The following is a 21,283-nucleotide window of genomic DNA, read 5'->3' as shown; positions in this document are numbered from 1 at the left end:
TAATATATTGATTCCTAATTAATTTTTATTTTACATCCTGCATTAGCTTTCTTACTATTGGTGATATTACTATTAATACCACACCCGCTATCGCAGCATAAATTGCCAGTTGTAAATAACCGTCTGTATATGTAACCAGTTTTTGCTGTAACGAATCTCCCTCGCCTGCCTCAGAAAGGCCTGCACCAAGAATACCTGCTACATACTGGCCGTAAGCACTTGCCAAAAACCACATACCCATCATAACTCCCTGTAGTCTTTGCGGAGACAGCTTGGTCATAATAGATAAACCTATAGGTGAAAGGCAAAGTTCGCCAAATGTAATTACAAAATATGCCAAAACAAAGACATCAAGGCTTGCAATTCCCGAACCGGCTACTACTTCAAAAAATCTCGTAGTGTAGAAAGTATAGAAACCACCGGCAAGGAAAAGAAAACCTAAACCAAATTTTATAACTGTATTAGGCTCTATTTTCTTTTTTGCCATAGCAATCCATACAAGCCCTACTATTGGGGCAAATACAATTACAAATATTGAGTTAGCTGCATTATTTACTCCGTTAGGATCAAGAGTAAACAGGCCTAGTACCTCATTGTTAAGATTTTTAGCCGCAAAAATACTAAGCGAACCCCCGCTTTGTTCAAAGAATGCCCAAAATACAATTGAGAATATTATAAACACAAGGGCAGCGAGAAGTTTTTTACTTTCCTCCCAAGTGTGTTTCGTCATTTCATATCCGAGATATAATAATGTACACGGACCAATTATATACATAAACCAATCTGTATACTCCGTTTTAGCTACCATTGTCATAACAACAGGGATAAAAGCAAGCGTGCCAAAATACACAGCATATTCATACCATGACTTACCTGACTTAACTGTTCTCTTTACAGTTGTAACTTCAGGCTGAACAGTACCTATCCCTTCAATTTCAGGTACACTTTCTGTTTCACCATCCTGACTTTTAAGCGGCGAAAGACCAATAGGGCCAAGAGTTTTTTGCGTGAAGATGAATGTTACCAAACTTATAGTCATAACAACACCTGCAAGGCCAAAAGCAACATTCCATGTTTTATCTGCAGGAATAAAGCTGGTAAACAATTGTCCTTTTCCAATTGCTATACAAGCATATCCTCCTAAAAGAGCGCCAATATTAATACCTGAATAGAATAAAGAGAAACCTGCATCTCTCCTTGAGTCACCCCTTTTATAAAGTGAGCCAACCATAGTAGAAATGTTCGGCTTAAAAAAACCTGTACCAATTACAGTAAAACTGATACCTAGAAAGAAATTCTGTTCAGGAAACGGGTCAAATGCCAAAATAGCACTACCAATAATCATTAGTATACCACCCCAGAAAAGTGATTTACGGAAACCTAAAATTTTATCTGCAAACAAACCTCCTATAAAAGTAAAAGCATATACAAAAGCCTGTGTAGCGCCATACTGAAGGTTAGCCTGACTTTCCTGCATGTGTTCACCATTTTCAAGGATAAGATGTGTAATCATAAAATAGGTTAACACACCTCTCATTCCGTAAAAGCAAAAACGCTCCCACATTTCCGAGAAAAATAATCCCCATAATTGTTTTGGATATTTTCCTTCAAAGCTCTGGATTTCCTCCAGAGTTGCAGTTCTTGATATTTCCATTTATATCTGTTCTACTATTAATATACGTTATTTTCCTTCATTACCTTATTAAGCCATTTAAGCATAAGGAACAGCATTAATGCCGCACCAAGTACCAGTGCAAAGTTCAGGAAGAAGAAATTTTCTTTCTCTTCCATAGTTTCCCATAAGCTTGAAAGCATTCCTGCAAGTTTATTACCTACCGAGATAGAAAGGAAGAAACCTCCCATCATTAGAGCAGTAATCCTTGGCGGACTTAATTTAGAAACCAATGAAAGTCCCATTGGAGAAAGGCAAAGCTCACCTAATGTAATTACAGCATAAGACGCTATTAACCACCAACTGCTAGCTTTCATCGACAAATCGTTAGTAGCATACACAGCTCCAACCATAACCAGTGCCGATAATGCCGTAACAACTAAACCAATTGCAATTTTTGTAGGCGTACTCGGTTCTTTTTTTCTTTTTCTTAAAAAGCCCCATAGCCCTACCAGTACAGGAGTAAGTAATACTACCCAGAATGGGTTGATTGACTGATAAAGCTCTGTAGAGAATAATTTAAGATCTTTACCATTTGCAGGAACTTTTTCCGGAGCAAGGTTTTCAAAATATTTTCTTGAAGCCCTGTAACCTGCAAGCTCTTTTGCATATTCTTTTTTAGCTTTTATTTCAGCATCAGTATTTTCAGGCATTGCATTTTCCTGTGCCCTTAACTGTGCCATCTTTTCTTCAAAGGCTGCATCATCAAGCTGAACAATATCATTATTTTCTACTGTTTGAGCCATATCAAACTTAGTAGCAACATTAGCTACCGATTCTGGCATTTCCCTATCAGTATAATCTTCTGCCCATACTGTAAGCGCATCTCCGTTTTGGTGGAAAACAGCAAAGAATAAAATTACACAGGAGAATACCGCCAATAATGCCCCTATTGCTCGTTTTTCAAGACCAGATGATTTAAACCACAAGTACAGGAAGAAAGCAATTACCGGAACACATCCAAATATAAAGGCGTCATTAGTATCTGAACCAAGAATATTACCAGGGATAAGATATCCTAAAATACCAAAAACAAACATTGGTAATAATGTTAGTCCTAATATCTTGCCTGTTTTCATATCGCCTTCTTCAAGAGGCTTCATAACATCTACATGCTTTATATGCTTAGTACCACTCAAAAAGATAAGCACCCCTAAAAGCATACCTACACCGGCAGCAGCAAAAGCATAGCCCCAACCGAAATTAATACGCATATAAGCAGCAACGAAATTACATACAAAAGCACCTATATTGATACCCATGTAGAAAATGTTATATCCTGAATCTTTTTTACCTTTAAGTTCATCTGTACTGTAAAGGTTACCTACAAGGGTAGAGATGTTTGGTTTAAAGAAACCATTACCCATTATGATGAAGAAAAGACCCAGATAGAAACTTGTCATATCATGAAAAGAAAGCAGGAAATAACCCGAAGCCATCATTAGACCTCCCATTATAATGGACTTTCTGTAACCTAATACCCTATCAGCAAGCAAACCTCCTATAAACGGGGTAAGATAAACTAACCCAAGGTAGGTACCATAGATGTCTGATTTTTTTTCCGGCGAGAACCCCATACCTCCGTTATTCCAGCCGTCAAGCATATATAACGAAAAGATTCCAAGCATAAGATAGTAACCAAACCTTTCCCACATTTCTGTGGCAAATAAAAACCAAAGTCCTTTAGGATGCCCTTGTTGTGTAGTGTTTCCGCTCATATAAAATGTGTTTGTTATAGTTTTTCTTTAATAAAATTAGTCATCTTGGTAAACAGCTGCAGCCTTGTAGCACCGCCATAAATACCGTGATTCTTATCAGGATAGATAGCCCAGTCAAACTGTTTGTTAGCCTGTATTAAAGCCTCTACCATTAGCATGGTGTTTTGTACATGCACATTATCGTCTGCCGAACCGTGTATAAGCAGGTAAGAACCTTTTAGCTTACCTACATGGTTTATAGGAGAGTTATCATCATACCCGGAAGCATTCTCCTGAGGTGTTTGCATATACCTCTCAGTATATACCGTGTCATAAAAACGCCAGTTTGTAACCGGAGCCACGGCAATAGCCATTTTAAACACATCATTTCCTTTAAGGATACAGTTAGAAGACATAAAGCCTCCAAAACTCCAGCCAAATATACCTATTCTTGATGCATCTACATAATCATACCTTCCTAATACTTTAGCGGCATCAATCTGGTCTTCCACTTCATATTTACCAAGTTCCTTATAAGTTACTTTTTTAAAGTCAGCGCCTTTAAAACCTGTTCCCCGACCGTCTACACAAGCTACGATGTAACCCTGCTGTGCCAGCATAAGGAACCAATAGTCATTATAAGTGTTCCATCTGTTAGCTACTTCCTGAGAACCAGGACCACTGTATTGGTACATAAATAGCGGATATTTTTTATTAGGATCAAAATCTGCCGGCTTAATTATCCATGCATTAAGCTCATGACCTTTATCTGTTTTAATAGTTGTGAATTCCTTTTTAGGAAGACTGTAACCTGCTAATCTTTCTTTAAGAGCATTGTTGTTAGCGATCTCTTTTACCTGATTGCCATTTTTAGCACTTAGCAAAGCATAAGACGTTGGCTCCTGAGCACTTGAAAAACTATTGATAAAGTATTCGTAGTTAGGACTGAATGTAGCATCATTAGTCCCTGTTTTTTGTGTAAGCCTTGTTTTGTTTTTACCTGTAAGTGCAATTCGGTATACATCACGATTAATAGAACCATTTTCTACCGACTGGTAAAAAATATTTCCTGTTTTCTTATCAAAACCATAGTAGGCCGTTACTTCCCAGTTACCCTGTGTAACCTGACGGATAAGTTTACCCGATTTGTCATAATGGTAAATATGGTTGTAACCGTCTTTTTCACTGGTCCAGATAAAACTGTTATCGTTAAGGAAGGTAAGATTGTCTGTAATATCGATATAAGCCTTATCGGTTTCGTGAAGTACCGGAGTAACTTTACCTGAATCCGCATTAACAAATACCATATTCAAATCATTCTGATGCCTGTTCATTAGCTGAACACTTAATGTTTGCGCATCGTTTGTCCATTTGATTCTTGGTATGTAGTAAGCATCAATAGTGCCAAGGCTTATTGTTTTTGTAGTATTGTTTTTTACATCATAAACATGAAGCGATACATTTGAGTTATTCTCTCCCGCCTTAGGATATTTAAACTCATACTGCTGTGGGTAAAGCGAACCCTGATATACATCCATTGAAAATTCAGGGACATCACTTTCATCAAAACGTATGTAAGCAATCTTATCTCCTGCTGCATTCCAGTCATAAGCTCTTACAAAAGCGAACTCCTCTTCATATACCCAGTCGGTAATACCGTTTATAATGGCATTCTTCTGCCCGTCTGTAGTTATTTGTTTGGTAGTTTTTGTGGCAAGGTCAAAAACATAAAGATTGTTATTATAACCGTAAGCCACTTTAGAGTTATCGGCAGAAAAAGTAGGTTCCTGCACCTGGTTATCACTTAGCTTAACAAGCGATTTAGAAGCAATATCATAAATATAAAAATCGGCCGTAAAAGAATGCCTGAAAATCTGGTTTGAATTTGTTGCTATAAGCACTTTTTTCTCATCCGGGCTAAAAGTATAACTGTCTATACCTTTCAGCTCACTAAAGCTTTTAGAATCTATAATAGTACTAACCTTTTCGAGGGTTGCAAAATCATACAGGTCTATTTGCGAAGTACCGGCATTCCAGTTGCTGTTTAAAACCGTGTATTGATTGGTATTCTGCATCGCTTCCAGCGAATACATCCCCTTTGTCCTGTAGCTTCCGCTCCAAATCTCTTCGAGGGTTATTTTTTGCTGCCCTAAAACAGGCAGGCTTAACAGTAAAAATAAGTAAAGTGACTTTTTGATATTTTTCATTCTATACATGGTAAAAAACCTCCAATTTTAATAAATTTTTATGAGATAGCCGTCCTTTTTTTTGTTAAATGAAAATTTACCCCACAATTAGCGGGAATATCGCATTAATAGTTTTTAGCATTTGCACAGCTTAAAATGTATCTTTGCAAACTATTATAATATTAAGACACTGAAAATGAGCAAGGCAATAGCTGGTTTCTCTAAACTATCTAAAGAAGAAAAAATTAACTGGATTGCAAACGAGTATTTTACCAATCCGGCAGATGCAATAGCATTACTGAAAAAATACTGGAATTCAGACGAATCGCTGCAAAAGCTGCATGATGAATTCATAGAAAACACCATCACCAATTTTTACCTTCCCCTGGGTGTAGCCCCAAATTTTACAATTAACGGAAGGGAATACACCATCCCTATGGCTGTAGAAGAAAGTTCAGTAGTGGCCGCCGCTTCAAAAGCTGCAAAATTCTGGGCACAGCGTGGTGGTTTTAAAACCGTGATATTAGGAACCGAAAAAATAGGACAGGTTCATTTTCTATACAAAGGAGACAAAGAAAAACTTACTTCTTTTTTCAATACTATAAAGTCTAAGTTTTTTGAAGAAACCGAAAGCATAACTAAAAATATGCAAAAACGCGGCGGTGGTATTCTGGACATTGTCCTGAAAGACAAAACCGATTCACTTGACAACTATTATCAGCTTCATGCCACTTTTGAAACAAAGGACAGCATGGGAGCCAACTTTATTAACTCCTGCCTGGAACAGTTTTCCAAAACACTTAAAAACGAAGCACAAAACAACAATGCTTTTACCGAAGAGGAAAAACAGATTCAGGTAATAATGAGCATACTTTCTAACTACGTACCTAACTGCGTGGTTAGAGCCGAGGTTTCATGCCCCGTAGCCGATTTAAGCGAAGGCAATGGCGTAGATCCCGTAGAGTTTGCCGAAAAGTTTGTTACAGCAGTTAAAATTGCCGAAATAGAGCCTTTTAGGGCAGTTACTCACAACAAAGGCATAATGAATGGTATTGACTCTGTAGTAGTAGCCACAGGAAACGATTTCAGGGCAATTGAAGCAGGTGTTCATGCCTATGCAGCAAAAAGCGGAACGTACAGCAGTCTTTCTCACGCAAAAATTGAGAACGACATATTTACCTTCTGGATGGATATTCCACTAGCACTTGGTACGGTTGGAGGACTTACAACATTACATCCTCTTGTAAAGCTATCTCTTGAAATGTTAGGCAACCCAACCGCAAAAGAACTTATGCAGATTATTGCTGTTACCGGACTGGCTCAAAACTTTGCAGCATTACGCTCATTAACAACAACAGGAATACAGCAGGGACATATGAAAATGCACCTGATGAATATACTAAACCAACTGGAAGCTACCGATAGTGAAAAACAGCAAACCGTAAGGCATTTTGAAAAGAATACCGTTACCCATGCGGCCGTGGTAGACTTTATAAAGGATTTACGAAAAGTAACAGCAAAAGACCTTGAAAAAGACTTTTTATAGTAACGGAAAACTTTTAATAACCGGAGAATATACCGTTCTTGATGGTGCAAATGCTTTTGCATTACCCACTAAGTACGGACAATATTTACATATAAAGCCCGGAAAAGACAAAACCATTACCTGGAAAAGCTTTGACAGCGATAAAAGTATCTGGTTCAAGGACTCTGTTTCTTTTTCAGAAATAGATAATGGCATAACTCAAAATACAGATCCTGTTACTAAAACCTTAGTAAAGATTCTTAATGTTGCCCACAACCTTAACCCGGACGTTTTAAACAAGTCAAACGGGTTTGATATTATAACAGAACTTACTTTTCCAAGAAAATGGGGTTTAGGCACCTCTTCTACCCTTATAAACAACATTGCACAGTGGTTTGGCATTAATGCTTACACGCTGCTTAATGAAAGCTTTGGAGGAAGTGGATATGATATTGCCTGCGCACAAAACAACACAGCAATAATATACCGACTTGAGAATAACAACCAAATAGTTGAAAAAACTGATTTCAACCCTCCTTTTGCAAACAGGCTGTTCTTTGTATACCTTAACCAAAAACAAAACAGCCGAAGCGCTATAGAAGCCTACAAGAGCAAAAAGAATGACATTGCCGCTGTTATCAGTAAAATAAACTCTATCACTCAAAGAGCCTTAAAAACTCAGGATATTAGTGAATTTATAAACCTTATGGATGAGCATGCAGAGATAATGAGTAAAGTCCTTGAACTACCAATAGTAAAAGAAGAGTTTTTCGCTAACTTTAATGGCACTGTAAAAAGCTTAGGAGCATGGGGCGGCGATTTTATACTTGCAGTATCTTTAACTGATGAAGCGGATACTACACACTATTTTAAAGAAAAAGGTTACTCTGTTATCATACCTTACAAAGACATGATATTATAAAAAAATAAAAAATCCCGCCTAAGGCGGGATTTTTATTATCTGTACAACTATTAGTTGTTTGATCTTTCGTCTTCAATGTCAGCATTTTCTTTTAATGCCGGAGTAATTAGCTGATTTACTCTGTTCTTTTCTTCTCTCTCTACTCTTGATAAGTAAGAGTTGTAGTTAGGAAGTTCAGGAGCTTTTTCAACGCTCTTAACTTTTAGCATGAACACACCTGATTTACCAATAACAAGACCAGAAGTTTTATCTTTTTCAAGAGCATAAGCAGTACCTACAACTTTAGGCTCAGGACCTACAGTAGGAACCATAGCACCACTTAAAGTTACATTCTCTGCAGTAGACACTTTAGAACCTGATGCCTGAGCAACAGCCTCAAGAGTATCACCTTTCATTTTCTCTTTTATCATTTCAGCTTTCTTCTCATTTCTAAGAATTGGGCCTACTACTAATTTAGCTTCTTCAAGAGGTAATAATCCTGTTGTATTTACATTAGTTACCCTTGCTATTACATGTCCGTCAGAAGTATCAAATTTCTTAACAGAACCTTCTTTAGTGTCTTTAGAGAAAGCCCACATAACGATAGCTCTTTGAGAACCTAATCCCTGAACAGCTTCATCGTTAGGAAGTAATTTCTGAACCTGTACCGGACTAAGGCTGGCAGCTTTAGCTACTTCTTCAAACGGTTTTTCCTGAGCATCAAGTTCAAACTGAGCTGCTTTTTCAAACACTGCATCACTTGTAGCTTCACTTGGCTGAACCGAAAGAGCAATAGTTGCTAACTGTACAGCGTCATATTTTGCATCAACTTTAATTACGTGGTAACCGAAATCTGTCTCAACAACACCAGTTTTTCCAACCGGGCTGTTAAACACGAAATCATTAAACTGAGGCACCATTTGACCAGGTACGATGTTATCATAAGTACCACCATTGTTTTTAGACCCCGGGTCTTCGCTGTTCTCAGCAGCTAAAGCAGCAAATGAAGAAGGGTTTGCATTAACCTGTTTTAATAGGTTATCAGCTTTAGCTTTAGCCTCTTCTTTAGTCAACTCTATAGTAGGGTTAGCTCTCATCGCACCTTTGTAAGTAATAAGGATATGACTTGCTTTTGCGCTACCTCCTGATTTTTTATCCATCATTTTAGTAAGCTTAAGGTAGCCATCTTCCTGATAAGGACCATAAACATCACCTTTAGCAAGGTTAAAGATTTCCTCAGCATGTTCTACAGGAATATCTTTTTTAGCAACATAAGTGGTATCAAATCTGATGTCAGAGTTTTTGTTTACAAACTCAGGAACATCTTCAAATTTCATTTCTCTGAAACCGGCAACAGTATCATTACCTACTACTCTTGCAGTAAGCATACTGTTAATTTCGTTTCTTAGAGCAAGCTCATCTTCTCCGGATGCCTTATCCTCTATCTTAACGTACTCTATTGAACGTGTAGGCTCTGATTTGTATTTCTTTTCGTTCTTTTTCATATAGCTGATAATTGCATCGTCTGCAATTGTAACCTCTTCATCATTGATAGTTGAGAAAGGAACATATACATAATCAAAAGTAACTTTATCGCTCTCTGCCTGGTATCTTGCTTTTGCATCAAGATTTGTAGCTACAAATCCTGCTTTTACCATTGCAGTATATATTTGTTTTTTAGCTGAAGCTTCAACAAGAGGCCTGTTGCTTTCAATCATCCTCCATTGATCAGGATTGGATGTTTTCATGTTCGCAAGGAACTCGTTGAATTTAGCTTTATCAAACTGACCTAAAGCATTAAGGAACTGAGGGTTTTGAGCCACCTGAGGGTTTTGGCTGTACATGTTGATTACATGATCTCTTCCTACTCTTAAGCCTGCATCTTCAAACCTTTCGCCATAAAGAATGTTCTCTACTTCCTGATTCCATATTGCATTTGAAGCCTGTGTAGGTGATATACCCGGTTGATTTCTTTCTAAATCACTAACCTTTTGCACAAACTCCTTTACAGGGATATCTGTACCGTTTACACTACCCACATTTGTGTTTGATGCAAAACGACCATTCCTTATAACGTCCTGCACTACAAAAGCAAAAAGACAAAAACCAATAACAAGTATCAGAATAAGCGAACGCTGCCTAATTTTTGATAAAACCGCCATTTTTTATGTTGTTAAATTTTATTTCAGTGGGCGAAAATACAATTATCTATTTAATAATAAAAGTAGACAAGTTATATTTTCCGATTAAAATGTTAAATTTTTTATTTCTGTTGCACAGGAATAAATTTTATGAGTTCAATCTTTTTATTTGAAGCCATCTCGATGAGGATTTCAAAATTTTCAAAATTTATCCTGTGTCCTGTTTTAGGTATTTCCTTAGTATTATGTACTACAAACCCTCCTAGTGTGGAATATGAATCGCTTTCAGGTATCTCAAGCTCATATTCCTCATTAACATACTCTACGTCAAGCCTCGCCGAAAACAGGTATACTCCGTTTTCAAGCTCCTTTTCTATAAGTTCCTCCTCGTCATCATGCTCATCTTCAATTTCACCAAAAAGTTCTTCGATAATATCTTCTACAGTAACAATACCTGATGTACCTCCATATTCATCAAGAATTACTGCCAGGCTTTTTCTCTTTTTGGTAAGTATACCCAACAGTTCTTTTATATAAATTGTTCCCGGCACATACTCGGCAGGTATCATCATCTGCCCCACATTCTTCGGTTTTTTAAACAACTCAAACGAATGGATGTAACCAATTATATTATCAAGCGATTCTTTGTAAACAATCATTTTAGAGTAACCGGTATCCACAAAAAGATCTTTTAGTTCGGTCACTGTATCGTTAATCTCTACCCCTACTATCTCGGTTCGGGGTGTCATGATATCACGTGCTTTTAAATCGGAAAACTCAAGTGCATTCTGGAATATCTGTATTTCAGAATCCACTTCTTCCTGCTCTTCCACACCGTTCATCTGTTCGGTTATATAATGACCCAGTTCGCCACGGCTGAAGTAACCCTGTTGTTTATCTCCGCTGGTCCTGAATATTTTTATGAGTATAAAATCGGATATGCGTATAACAAACTTAGATGCCATTGAAAAAAGGCAGTAAAAAAAGTAAGCCGGTAAAGCAAAAAGCTTGATAAGCCTGTTAGCATATACCTGAAAAAAAACTTTAGGTATAAACTCGGCTGTAAGAAGTATTATAAAAGCCGAAATTACTATTTGCAGCAGCACGGTATTAAAAACCGAAAGCTGAGCCGGTTCAAGCCACCTCATTACAACAACACCCATATAGTACCCGTAAATAACAAGCACTATACTGTTACCTACAAGCATTGAGGTAATAAATCTGGCTGGTTTCTCGGTAAGTTTGGTAAGTATTTTGGAAAGAAACGAAGTCTGTTTCCTTTCTACGCTTAGGTATATTTTATTGGACGACACATACGCTATTTCCATTCCTGAGAAAAAGGCGGAAAGCAGTAAGCATAGTATAATGACCGTCGCTTCCATAAGCGTTTATCTATTCCTGTTTTTTATTGTCAAACTTTTTAAGACTTTTTATCCTGAAGAAAAACATAAACACACCTACAGCTGCGAAAGCAAAACTAAGATATGGAGTTCCTTCACCACTTTGAAGTTTTGTTATCCCGTCATAAACAAAAAATGCTGCAAAAACCAAATATAAGTATGTCGTAATTTTTAAGTATCCCATCATGTGTTATTCTAAATTATCAATTTCCCCTTCACCTGTGTTTTGCTGTGCATTAACAACCTTAAAGTCTTTACTGAAGTCGATACCGGGGCCTTCATAATAGCTACCGTCGATATCTGTAAATTTAAACTTTTTTTCGGTATAAAACCATTCATTCACCTGATCGTAATAAAGCTGCTCCGTTTCCAGGTATTTACCATCAGAAGAAGTAAGCTTTACATTACCCTGTAAATCTATAATTTTTGTCTTGTTGTAACTGACAGCATAATCCGACTCCACATAACTTTTAGTATTCTTTTCATCTAACAAGGTAACATGAACTCCCTTAGGAAATTCGTTAAACCCGTACTCAAGATTAGAATAATCAAGCATTAAAGGACTTACCAGTATCGCCTTAACTTTTCCGGAATCGGTATATTTAAGATTTATATCCTCCGATTGCCCTATCGGGCTAAAGGCTACCTCGTTCATTCTCTGAACATCCCTAAGATTACTTTCACAAGAAGCCAGCAACCCTAAAACCGATAAACCAAAAAGGAGTTTATATTTTTGAAGTTTCATTATTTTATTTTTGGAAGCGTAACCGTTTCATTTATCCAACATCCATACTTTATCTCATCACCTTTTCTCTTGCCTGCCTCTTTCATTTCATCGGCAGTAGGGAGTCTTTTTTCATACCCCTGAACCATAGAGTCTACAGTACGCTTATACTTAGGATCTACACCTTCTGCTTTTTTCGCAGTATCTATCGCAAGCCAAAGTAATGCCTTTCTTTCAAATTCGGTAACATCACACTCTCTGGTAACTGATGAGTACATTTCGGCTAAAAATATATACGGGCGTGCATCTTTAGGATTATCCTTCATCACCTTAAACGTATATTCTTTTGCTTTAGCCTTATCAGTATTTCTAAACACTCCGGCAATCTTATAGTTGATATCTGCCCTTTCTTCAGGATTTTTCTCCATTTGGGCCGCCTTATCAAAATACATTACCGCTTCCTGAGTATTATTTTTTCTTAAAGCTATGTTTGCCATATTAAAAGCCGATTGTACAGAAGGCCTTAACTCATAAAGAGTGTGTGCGCCTTTTTCCAGCACGGCAGAATTATAGCATCTGTTTAAGAACATTACATTAACTAATGCTTCAAGCCAGTCGGCATTCTCTTTATTTTTTTCAAACTTTGCAGTATAAAACTCTTCAAGCCCTTCACATCTGAAATGTTTAGAAGACAACCTGTCTACATTTTCACCTACTGCCGTTAAAGCATCCAGATCATTTTTAGCAGAGGCCAAAAATTCTTTTTCTTCTTCTGTAAGCGGTTCGGTCTCTTTTTTCACTAAAAGAGCCGACTTTTTAGCTAAAATCTTGTTTTTAGCATAAATTACCTGAGCCGAAACATCGCCAAACTTACTCATAAAATCTGCTGTAGAAATATTTGCCTTTCCACTCTCAAAACGCTTTAAATAAAGCGAATAGTAGGCCTCCAATTCTTTGTAACCCGTAAAATCATGACTTTGCTGAGTAAAAGCCCTATCAAACGCTTCAAATATTTTATCTTCACTCTCGAGTTTCTGGTCATACTGTAGTTGAGCTTTTTTTATGGCATTTCTGTTTTTTGCAGCAGGGAAGTTTTTATTGTAATTATCATATAATGCAAAAAGGCCATCTATAAATTCCTGCCTTGATTTTTTATCCTGAGCCGACTCTATCTTATACACATAAGCAACTTCTGCAAGCATGTAAAGCTTTTCATCTGCCTTAGGACATTCTTTTACAAGATCTTTAAGACCGCCTAACGCCTCATCATAATTTCCGGATTTCACAACTGTTTCAAAAGCAGCAATTGCCTCTTCACATTTAGAAGCTTCCTGCGCTTTAGCTGTTAATACCGAAGCGATAAATAAAAAAACTATAAGACTTTTTTTTATCATCATGATAAGCAATTTATTTTATTAGAAATACTTGCGTTTAACAAACCATCTGTCGTTAAACGAGAAGCTTAAATACACATTAAAATAATTTTCCTGTATAAGCCCGGCATTAGTTGTACCACGCTTACCTACTTCAAACCCAAGGTTAAGGTTAGCCGGAGCAACTAAGTTACCATTAGCTCCCATAGGAAAACCAAAACCAAAACTAAGAGCCATATCGTTTATCTCTTCGTTATTGATAACAAGACCTGTATTTTCATACCTTAAACCTGCCCTATAAGTAATCCTGCTAAGATAGCTGGTGTATGAGTTATATTTTGGTATAAAATAACCTCCAAGAGACACTTTGTATGAGTTTTGAAAATCAAGATCGTCAACAGTATTAAAACGATTAGACATATCATTGCTTTCCTGCCCTGTAAACTGTGCAGCTACAAACCATTTTCTCTCCAAACCAAAACCTGTACCAAGAGTAAAGGCAGAAGGTAAATCTGTATCAGATTTTAATTCACTCTGCTCAATCTCGTCAATCACAACCTGACTACCGCTTGAAGTTAGCGAGATAGTAGCCAAATCTCTTGTAGTTGTTGTATTTAATGTAGAGGCCGGCGTATAAATAACGCTGCTGTACCAGGTAAGTCCGTTTTTAAACCTTGTCTTATAATTTGCTGCCAAATTAAATGAGGCACCACCATAATGAGAACTGTTTTGCTCACGGGTACCATACTGAACATCTGAGATAGCAACAATAGATTCCGTATCTATATTACCAAAATTGTAGTTAATATCGGCTCCTACGCTAAACTTAGGCGTAATCTCATAAGACGCACCAAAGAATACTCTGTTAAGACCTCCCTTTCCATTAAATCGTGAAAATCTTTCTATATCGTCAGCCCCGGTTGTTAAATTATCCACTTTATACCCTACAGATGTATATGGCATAATACCCAGAGCAATACCGGCTTTATTGCTAACCGGAAGCCCTATACCTAAATAATTAAGTGTAGTCCTGTTAACTTTTTCGGTAACATCTGTTGTCTCTAATGATGTAGCAGAAGTATTTCCCCCGATAGTAAATGTAGTATAATCAAGAGAACTATAGGTAGAAGGATTTTGAAGGTTAAGGTGAATACTGTCTCTTAGTACCCCTACCCCTCCCATGCTTACATTCTCTACGGTACCTTTAAATTTTTGGTCTCCCAAACCATAGTAAGAATAAGGTGATGCATTACTTTCCTGTGAAAAAACTACCCCCGAAAAAAGAAGGCAAAAGCCTGCGATTATGTTTTTAATCATTTTTGATTTTATATATATATAGATTGTTCAAACTTTCCAGCAGAAAATTTGAATTGGCAAATATGGTGTTTTTTAATCTTTTAGCCAAAAATTCAGCGTCTCCTCCTGTTAATATAACCGTTAAATCTTCATAGTCCCTACTATACTCCTTTATAAACCCTTCAATTTCATACACAAAGCCGTTTACCGCACCCGAATGTAAGGAAGAATTAGTAGAGTCACCTATGTATGTAGACGGTGTTTCCGGATATAACAACGGAAGTTTTGCAGTAAAATTATGCATGGCATCATACCTCATCTGTAAACCCGGAGAGATTGCGCCACCAAGATAATGGTTATTTCTATCTACAAAGTCATAGGTTATGCATGTACCTGCATCCAGCACGAGCCTGTTTTGATCCGGAAACTGAAGCACCGCTCCTGCTGCCAAAACCATTCTGTCTACCCCTAAAGTAGCCGGAGTGGTATATTTATTTATAAACGGAAATGAAAATTCGTGATCAATTACCGTTACCGGAGCGTATTTTTTAAGTTCTGATACAATCTCTTTTTCTCGATTTCCTACCGAAGAAAGAATAACCGACGCAATTTTTTCATGCTGCTCAAAAATTTTTTTAATTTTTTTTTCGGTCTCGTTTTTCTCAAAAACAAATTTCTCTTTCAAGGCATTTACCTCAAACACAGCGGCTTTAATTTTTGTATTACCTATATCTACGGTTAAAAGCATTTTCCTTTTGTTAGTAAGGCAAAGATACAAATTGATTTTTTTTGATTTTTGTTTTGGATAATATAAAAATGGTTCTATATTTGCACCCGCAATGACAACGGTACCTTAGCTCAGTTGGTAGAGCAATGGACTGAAAATCCATGTGTCCCTGGTTCGATTCCTGGAGGTACCACAAACAAAAAAAGCCGGTTTACAAAATGTAAACCGGCTTTTTCTTTTTCAAGAATCGATAGCTTTTATTTCCATCTCTTTTTAAAAGTTTCACTACGTTTTTCATCTTTACCCTCAATCTTTACTTCAGGAGGTGTAGATGTTAACTGTCCCTTTTCATCTACATAGACAAACATATCTTCGAGGCTCTTTCCTTTATTGTTATTCGTTTTCCTGTCTTCCCTCTTTAATTCCTTTTCCTTTTTCTTTTTCGCTTTCTTTTTTATGTTTTCTTTTTTTGTAAATGAGTCTGGCATAAATATATAATGTTTGATTAAAATTAAAATGCTTCTTTTGAAGCATTCGTTCACTAGTATAAAAAACTAAGAATGGCATAATACACCACTCTTAGTAAGTAAAAAATAATTCCTTAATATCTTTTATTATTGAATTTAAAAGCTCCAGGCTGTGCTGACTTAGGGCGGGCTTCGTTCACAACGATAGAATTAGAATCCACATCACTTTCATTAAGCTCCTGAATGGCTTTTATACCATCCTGCTTATTGCTCATTTCCACAAAACCGAAGCCTTTAGAGATGTTAGTAATATTGTCTGTAATAATTTTTACAGTTTCGACCTCGCCATAAGTTGCGAATAGATCACGTAATTTGGCTTCCGAAGTCTGCTGACTCAGATTCCCTACATAAATGTTCATAGTATAATTTGTTTAAATTAAAAAAGAGGTAACTGAAACACCTCGACTGAAGAGAAAGATGGGAACAAATTGCAGATCAGAGAAAGCTTGGCAGAAAACCAATTGTGGTAAAGGTAGGCATAATAATATCAAATACACCATATTACAGGAATATATAGGTAAAACCGTTTAATTACTCCTATTTTTAACAGATTATACCTCTAAAACATCATACTTTAAGACAGATACACTTTTTAACTATCTGCCTCTCCTATTAATATACAGGAAAAAGCCTACAACATTTTTATTATCCCAGCGTTATTTGTTACAAAATCAAACCAACTGTAATGAATCAAACCAACACCTTAACCGCAACACCGTGGAACGGCATTACTAAGTTCCTTTTCCGGTATTTTTTTGCTTTTTGTGCACTGTCAATATTTCCTGCGATAGGAAATATTTTGTTTACTATTGTAAGTAAACTGCTGAATCTTCTTTTTGAATCCGAAATCACTTACCACCCGAGTGGAAGCGGAGACACATTATATGACTATTATAAATTAGCTTTTACAGCTATAACTGCCCTTGCATTTGCCTTCCTTTGGACCCTTATTGACAGAAAAAACAAAGAATACAAGCTCATACTATACTGGCAGGAAACCTATATACGCTACTACTTAGGCATGTTTATGTTGGTATACGGTTTCTCTAAAGTTATCAAAACCCAGTTTACATATCCTTCGCTAACCTCATTAATACTGCCGTTAGGAAATAAATCCCCAATGGGGCTGGCCTGGACATTTATGGGATTTTCCGACACATACACTATATTTTCAGGTTTATGCGAGGTGGCTGCCGGATTGCTTTTAATGTACCGAAAAACCAGAACCCTGGGAGCTATTGTATGTTTTGGAGTAATGCTTAACGTGTTTTTAATGAACATGTCTTATGATATTCCTGTCAAGCTTTTCTCTTTCCAGCTTATGCTGCTTGCTGCTTTCCTTATTGGACTGGACTACAAGAGGCTTGTAAACTTTTTTATACTTAATAAGCCGGTAGGTACACAATTTAACCGCCAGCCTTTTAAGTCAAAAAAAGCTAACCTTATTACTCAAATCGTAAAAGGAGTAGCTATAATCACCGCTTCAGGTTTTATGATATATAACGGACTTAGATCTCAAATGATGTATGGCGATGCATGTCCTAAACCTGCCATGTATGGCATTTATGAAGCAGAGGATTTTATAATGAATAATGACACCCTGCCACCTACTCTTACAGACACCAATAGATGGAAAAATATAGTCTTTGAAAAAGGCGATGGTGTAAATATCTTTAAAATGAATTCATCTAACTGGGGGCATCTTTTACGTTATCGTGCAGAAACCGATACCCTTAAAAAAGAAATTTCATTTTTTAGTTATAGCGACTCTACGGAAGTAGGCAGGTTAAAATATTACAAAACCGACAGCATACATTATACTTTTGAAGGTATTTTTAAAAACGACACTATTAAATTGAATACACGTCGTAGTGATGAAAAAGATTTCCCACTAATCAGTAAAGGTTTTAATTGGGTAAACGAATACCCAGATAACAGATAATTAAAAACATACTTTAAAAAGCCCTGCTAATGCGGGGCTTTTTTATTCTACCTGTAAACGTTTTTTTTGTAATTTTAATACAATCAGCTGAAAACCAACCTTGCACATGAAAAAAACATTATCCCTATTACTTTTCTTTGTTGTTGTTTCGGCATTTTCACAAAGCAGTGAGGATACTACATTTGTAAAAGTGCGATATGGCCACAAGGGTTTTGAGTTTAATACCAGCGATAATAAATTTTTATTGCAAATTCAGGGAAGGCTTCAGCTAAGACTATCTACACCCGGAGATCAGGACCCGGTAACTTATGACGATTACCTAACCGAAAATAAAACTGCTTTCAAAATAAACAGGGCACGCTTAAAAATAGGCGGTCATGCATATGAACCCTGGCTTAAATACTATTTTGAATACGAATTATCACAAAGTAATCTTTTGGATTTTAGGATAATGCTTGAAAAATGGGAGTTCCTCAGCTTTAAAGCAGGGCAATGGAAGGTAGAGTTTACCCGTGAACGTTTTATAAGCAGTGGTGAACAGCAAATGGTAGACCGGTCGCTTATAAACAGGGAATTTACTTTAGACAGGCAACAGGGATTGGAAGTATACGGGCATCTTAAAGGCAAAGGCATACTCGATTTTAATTACTGGGCTGCCACTTTAACCGGTACAGGCAGGGGAAGCACCACTAACGACGACAATAACATTATGTATTTTGGCAGGGCACAATGGAACTTTTTAGGCAGGGAAGTTGGCTTTGAAGGCAGCGATTTGGAGTTTCATGAAAAACCTGCTGCTTATGTAGCTTTTGCGTCAGCAACAAATCAAAGTCCTTATACTAGGTTCTCTCAGGCAGGAGGTGGTTCTCTTGTCGGTTTTGAAGATGGAGAACCCGGGCAATACAGGGTTAACCAAAACAATTTGGAAAGCGCTTTTTTATATAGAGGATTCAGTGCTCAAACCGAATGGCATCATAAAAACATAACAGATAAACTTAACGGCAACACCACCACACAGCTTAGAGGATATTATGTACAGGGTGGTTATTTTTTCCATTATCTTTTTGATTGGTTCCCTAAAAAAATGGAAATAGCTGCACGATATGCCGAGTTTAAACCTGATACAGACTTACCTGAAAACCTGCAAACGGAAACCTCTATTGCCTGCAACTGGTTTTTTCACGGACATAAATGCAAGCTAACAGGCGAAGGAAGCTACTTTAGCTATCAGGACAAGTCGTTACCTTATGAAGGCGGGTGGCGCTTTAGGCTACAGCTCGATTTTTCTTTTTAACCACACATATTACAGCTGCGTTTTTTACTTTTGCCCTGCATCAGCTAAAAAAAGTAAACATGTCTAATTTTGAGTTTAAGGATTCCTGGATAAAAACAATTAAAGAACATGCGGCACAGTCGGAAAAAGACGGAAAGCTGCATCCGGAAATACTTAACCTCATCTACTCACAAAACTGGTTTAATATTTACGTCCCTAAAGCCTATGGAGGACTTGAAAAACCTTTACCCGAAATACTTTTACTGGAAGAAAAGATTACCAAAGCTGACGGAAGTACCGGATGGACTGTTACCTTATGCAGCGGAGCGGCATGGTTTGCAGCTTTTTTAGACATAGAACTGGCTAAAGAAATTTTCAGCAAACCTGAAACCTGCCTTGCAGGCAGTGGGGCAGCTACAGGCACAGCCACACTAACCCCAAACGGTTATCTTATAAACGGAAGCTGGAAATATGCCAGCGGTGCGCTTCATGCCACTCACTTTACCATGAACTGCCTTGTAAAAAACAGTGATGGCTATGCGGTTTTAGATGAAAATAATGAAGAGCTTGTACTTTCCTTTATACTCGATAAAAAAGATGTAAACATTGTACCCAACTGGCCCTCTATGGGCATGGTAGCATCGGGGAGTCATAGTTTTACCGTTACTAACATTAAAGTCCCGGCATCAAGAAGCTTTACCATAAACGGAAGCCTTAAAGCAGAAGCTCCTTATCTTAATTACCCGTTTCTGCAGTTGGCAGAAGCCACATTAGCCGTAAACTTTTTGGGCATGGCACTTCATTTTACCGAACTGGTTGAAGATTTGTTTTACAACAGATCGGGCATTGAAAGGTTCACTGAAGACCAAAAAGCTTTTTTTGAAAAGGAGTTCCACACTCAGAAAGAGCTGCTTTTAACCAATCGTGAACAATTTTATATCACGGTAAACGAGTCTTGGGACAGCTATATTAAAAACAATAGCGTTTCTGACGAGTTACTGCAAGCCGTTACTCATAGCAGCCGCACATTAGCACACAATGCCCGAAAGATAACAGATACACTTTACCCCTACTGCGGACTGGAAGCTGCCAAAACACAGTCGGAACTTAACCGTGTGTGGAGGGACTTGCATACGGCAAGTCAGCATTCACTGCTTACTTTCATATTTTAGACATCAATTTTTAAAAACAGCATACAATACCAATTTAAACTTACCGTAACATAAACTTAAAACAAGTTACTGGGAGTTTTTAAAGTATTGTTATTCATTTGCCTATGCTGTTTTTATCATGAGAAAAAAGCTTACTTCGTTATCAGACAGTGAATTACAAAACCTCCTGAAAGAAGGAAGTCAGGATGCTTTTGGCGTAATTTTCGACCGCTACTGGAAAAAGCTTTACAACTACGCCTATAAAATTTACAGGGAAGAAGAAATTTGCCAGGACATTGTTCAGGAAATTTTTATTAGCCTTTGGAACAATTCCGGCGAAGCGGTTATCCTTAATCTTGAAGGATATTTAATGAGAGCCGTAAAATACAGGGTAGCAAACCACATCCGTAGCCTTAAATTCACTCAGGAGCATGAGGATGCCCTTCTCACTATAGCCGATCCTGTAAAAACAGCTAACGATATTGAGTATCGTGAATTTGAACAGGGCATACTTAATGAAATAGACAAACTATCTCCAAAATGTCGCGAAGTGTTTTTACTAAGCCGTTTTGAAAACTACACCAATAGCGAAATCGCAAAAAAACTTGACCTTTCAATCCACACGGTAGAAAAGCACATAAGTAATGCAATTAAGCACCTTCGTACCAATCTTGACAATTACCAACTCGCCATAATTGTTATTTCATTGTTTCTTTAATGTTACCGTCGCAGTGCGTTTTTTAAGAAA

General features: G+C 37.2%; 17 protein-coding genes, 1 tRNA gene and 1 pseudogene. 7 read left to right on the top strand and 12 right to left on the bottom strand.

Annotated elements, in window-relative coordinates; genetic code table 11:
* Positions 1 to 25: 25 nt before the first annotated feature.
* The 3 genes from FUA48_RS06465 to FUA48_RS06455 are packed head-to-tail and all read right to left on the bottom strand — an operon-like array spanning position 26 to position 5,576.
* Positions 26 to 1,654: a peptide MFS transporter gene (locus FUA48_RS06465; RefSeq protein ID WP_147582782.1), complete on the bottom strand. Its 1,629-nt coding sequence runs from the start codon at positions 1,652 to 1,654 to the stop codon at positions 26 to 28.
* 17 nt (positions 1,655 to 1,671) lie between these two features.
* Positions 1,672 to 3,390 (bottom strand): peptide MFS transporter, encoded by a 1,719-nt coding sequence (locus FUA48_RS06460; RefSeq protein WP_147582781.1) that lies wholly within the window; start codon positions 3,388 to 3,390, stop codon positions 1,672 to 1,674.
* A gap of 14 nt (positions 3,391 to 3,404) precedes the next feature.
* Positions 3,405 to 5,576 (bottom strand): S9 family peptidase, encoded by a 2,172-nt coding sequence (locus FUA48_RS06455; protein ID WP_147582780.1) that lies wholly within the window; start codon positions 5,574 to 5,576, stop codon positions 3,405 to 3,407.
* Between the two features lie 175 nt (positions 5,577 to 5,751).
* On the opposite strand from FUA48_RS06455, the gene FUA48_RS06450 reads away from it, so the two are divergent.
* Both FUA48_RS06450 and FUA48_RS06445 read left to right on the top strand, forming a co-directional pair.
* Positions 5,752 to 7,101, top strand: coding sequence for a hydroxymethylglutaryl-CoA reductase, degradative (locus tag FUA48_RS06450; RefSeq protein WP_147582779.1), 1,350 nt, complete (start codon positions 5,752 to 5,754; stop codon positions 7,099 to 7,101).
* Entirely contained in the window at positions 7,082 to 8,002 is a 921-nt protein-coding gene (locus tag FUA48_RS06445; protein WP_147582778.1) for a GYDIA family GHMP kinase, read from the top strand. Before FUA48_RS06450 ends, FUA48_RS06445 begins: the two co-directional genes overlap by 20 nt.
* Before the next feature lie 50 nt (positions 8,003 to 8,052).
* Here FUA48_RS06445 and FUA48_RS18630 read toward each other — a convergent pair whose 3' ends face one another.
* The 7 genes from FUA48_RS18630 to FUA48_RS06410 all read right to left on the bottom strand — a co-directional run bounded on the left by FUA48_RS18630 (position 8,053) and on the right by FUA48_RS06410 (position 15,663).
* Positions 8,053 to 10,143, bottom strand: coding sequence for a peptidylprolyl isomerase (locus FUA48_RS18630; RefSeq protein ID WP_147582777.1), 2,091 nt, complete (start codon positions 10,141 to 10,143; stop codon positions 8,053 to 8,055).
* Positions 10,144 to 10,244: 101 nt separating this feature from the next.
* The gene (locus FUA48_RS06435; RefSeq protein WP_147582776.1) at positions 10,245 to 11,504 is read right to left on the bottom strand and encodes a hemolysin family protein; all 1,260 of its coding nucleotides are present in this window, start codon (positions 11,502 to 11,504) and stop codon (positions 10,245 to 10,247) included.
* A 10-nt stretch (positions 11,505 to 11,514) separates the two neighbouring features.
* The gene (locus tag FUA48_RS06430) at positions 11,515 to 11,709 is read right to left on the bottom strand and encodes a hypothetical protein (protein WP_317130705.1); all 195 of its coding nucleotides are present in this window, start codon (positions 11,707 to 11,709) and stop codon (positions 11,515 to 11,517) included.
* 3 nt (positions 11,710 to 11,712) lie between these two features.
* Entirely contained in the window at positions 11,713 to 12,267 is a 555-nt protein-coding gene (lptC, locus tag FUA48_RS06425; protein WP_147582775.1) for an LPS export ABC transporter periplasmic protein LptC, read from the bottom strand.
* Positions 12,267 to 13,643 (bottom strand): tetratricopeptide repeat protein, encoded by a 1,377-nt coding sequence (locus FUA48_RS06420; protein WP_147582774.1) that lies wholly within the window; start codon positions 13,641 to 13,643, stop codon positions 12,267 to 12,269. Before FUA48_RS06420 ends, lptC begins: the two co-directional genes overlap by 1 nt.
* An 18-nt stretch (positions 13,644 to 13,661) precedes the next feature.
* The gene (locus FUA48_RS06415; RefSeq protein ID WP_147582773.1) at positions 13,662 to 14,936 is read right to left on the bottom strand and encodes a hypothetical protein; all 1,275 of its coding nucleotides are present in this window, start codon (positions 14,934 to 14,936) and stop codon (positions 13,662 to 13,664) included.
* Entirely contained in the window at positions 14,929 to 15,663 is a 735-nt protein-coding gene (locus FUA48_RS06410; protein ID WP_147582772.1) for a type III pantothenate kinase, read from the bottom strand. The genes FUA48_RS06415 and FUA48_RS06410 overlap by 8 nt, the downstream gene beginning before the upstream one ends.
* A gap of 99 nt (positions 15,664 to 15,762) precedes the next feature.
* On the opposite strand from FUA48_RS06410, the gene FUA48_RS06405 reads away from it, so the two are divergent.
* Positions 15,763 to 15,835: transfer RNA gene (locus FUA48_RS06405), tRNA-Phe, on the top strand.
* Between the two features lie 124 nt (positions 15,836 to 15,959).
* Here FUA48_RS06405 and FUA48_RS06400 read toward each other — a convergent pair.
* Both FUA48_RS06400 and FUA48_RS06395 read right to left on the bottom strand, forming a co-directional pair.
* A pseudogene (locus FUA48_RS06400) lies at positions 15,960 to 16,130 on the bottom strand (cold shock domain-containing protein); the annotation flags it as partial.
* Between the two features lie 113 nt (positions 16,131 to 16,243).
* Positions 16,244 to 16,528 (bottom strand): RNA recognition motif domain-containing protein, encoded by a 285-nt coding sequence (locus tag FUA48_RS06395; protein ID WP_147582771.1) that lies wholly within the window; start codon positions 16,526 to 16,528, stop codon positions 16,244 to 16,246.
* A gap of 326 nt (positions 16,529 to 16,854) precedes the next feature.
* Here FUA48_RS06395 and FUA48_RS06390 point away from each other — a divergent pair, with 326 nt between their 5' ends.
* From FUA48_RS06390 to FUA48_RS06375, 4 genes are all read left to right on the top strand, one after another.
* Positions 16,855 to 18,111: a hypothetical protein gene (locus FUA48_RS06390; RefSeq protein ID WP_147582770.1), complete on the top strand. Its 1,257-nt coding sequence runs from the start codon at positions 16,855 to 16,857 to the stop codon at positions 18,109 to 18,111.
* A 106-nt stretch (positions 18,112 to 18,217) separates the two neighbouring features.
* Positions 18,218 to 19,405: a porin gene (locus FUA48_RS06385; protein ID WP_147582769.1), complete on the top strand. Its 1,188-nt coding sequence runs from the start codon at positions 18,218 to 18,220 to the stop codon at positions 19,403 to 19,405.
* 59 nt (positions 19,406 to 19,464) lie between these two features.
* Complete coding sequence (locus FUA48_RS06380; RefSeq protein ID WP_147582768.1) at positions 19,465 to 20,556, top strand: acyl-CoA dehydrogenase family protein; 1,092 nt, start codon at positions 19,465 to 19,467, stop codon at positions 20,554 to 20,556.
* A 118-nt stretch (positions 20,557 to 20,674) separates the two neighbouring features.
* On the top strand, positions 20,675 to 21,253 hold the full coding sequence (locus FUA48_RS06375) for an RNA polymerase sigma factor (protein WP_147582767.1): 579 nt from the start codon (positions 20,675 to 20,677) through the stop codon (positions 21,251 to 21,253).
* The last annotated feature ends 30 nt before the right edge of the window (positions 21,254 to 21,283 follow it).

This window comes from Flavobacterium alkalisoli (assembly GCF_008000935.1).
In the GTDB taxonomy this organism is placed as follows: domain Bacteria; phylum Bacteroidota; class Bacteroidia; order Flavobacteriales; family Flavobacteriaceae; genus Flavobacterium; species Flavobacterium alkalisoli.
Note: the sequence above shows the minus strand (reverse complement) of the source record. Positions and strands in the feature narration are given on the sequence as shown.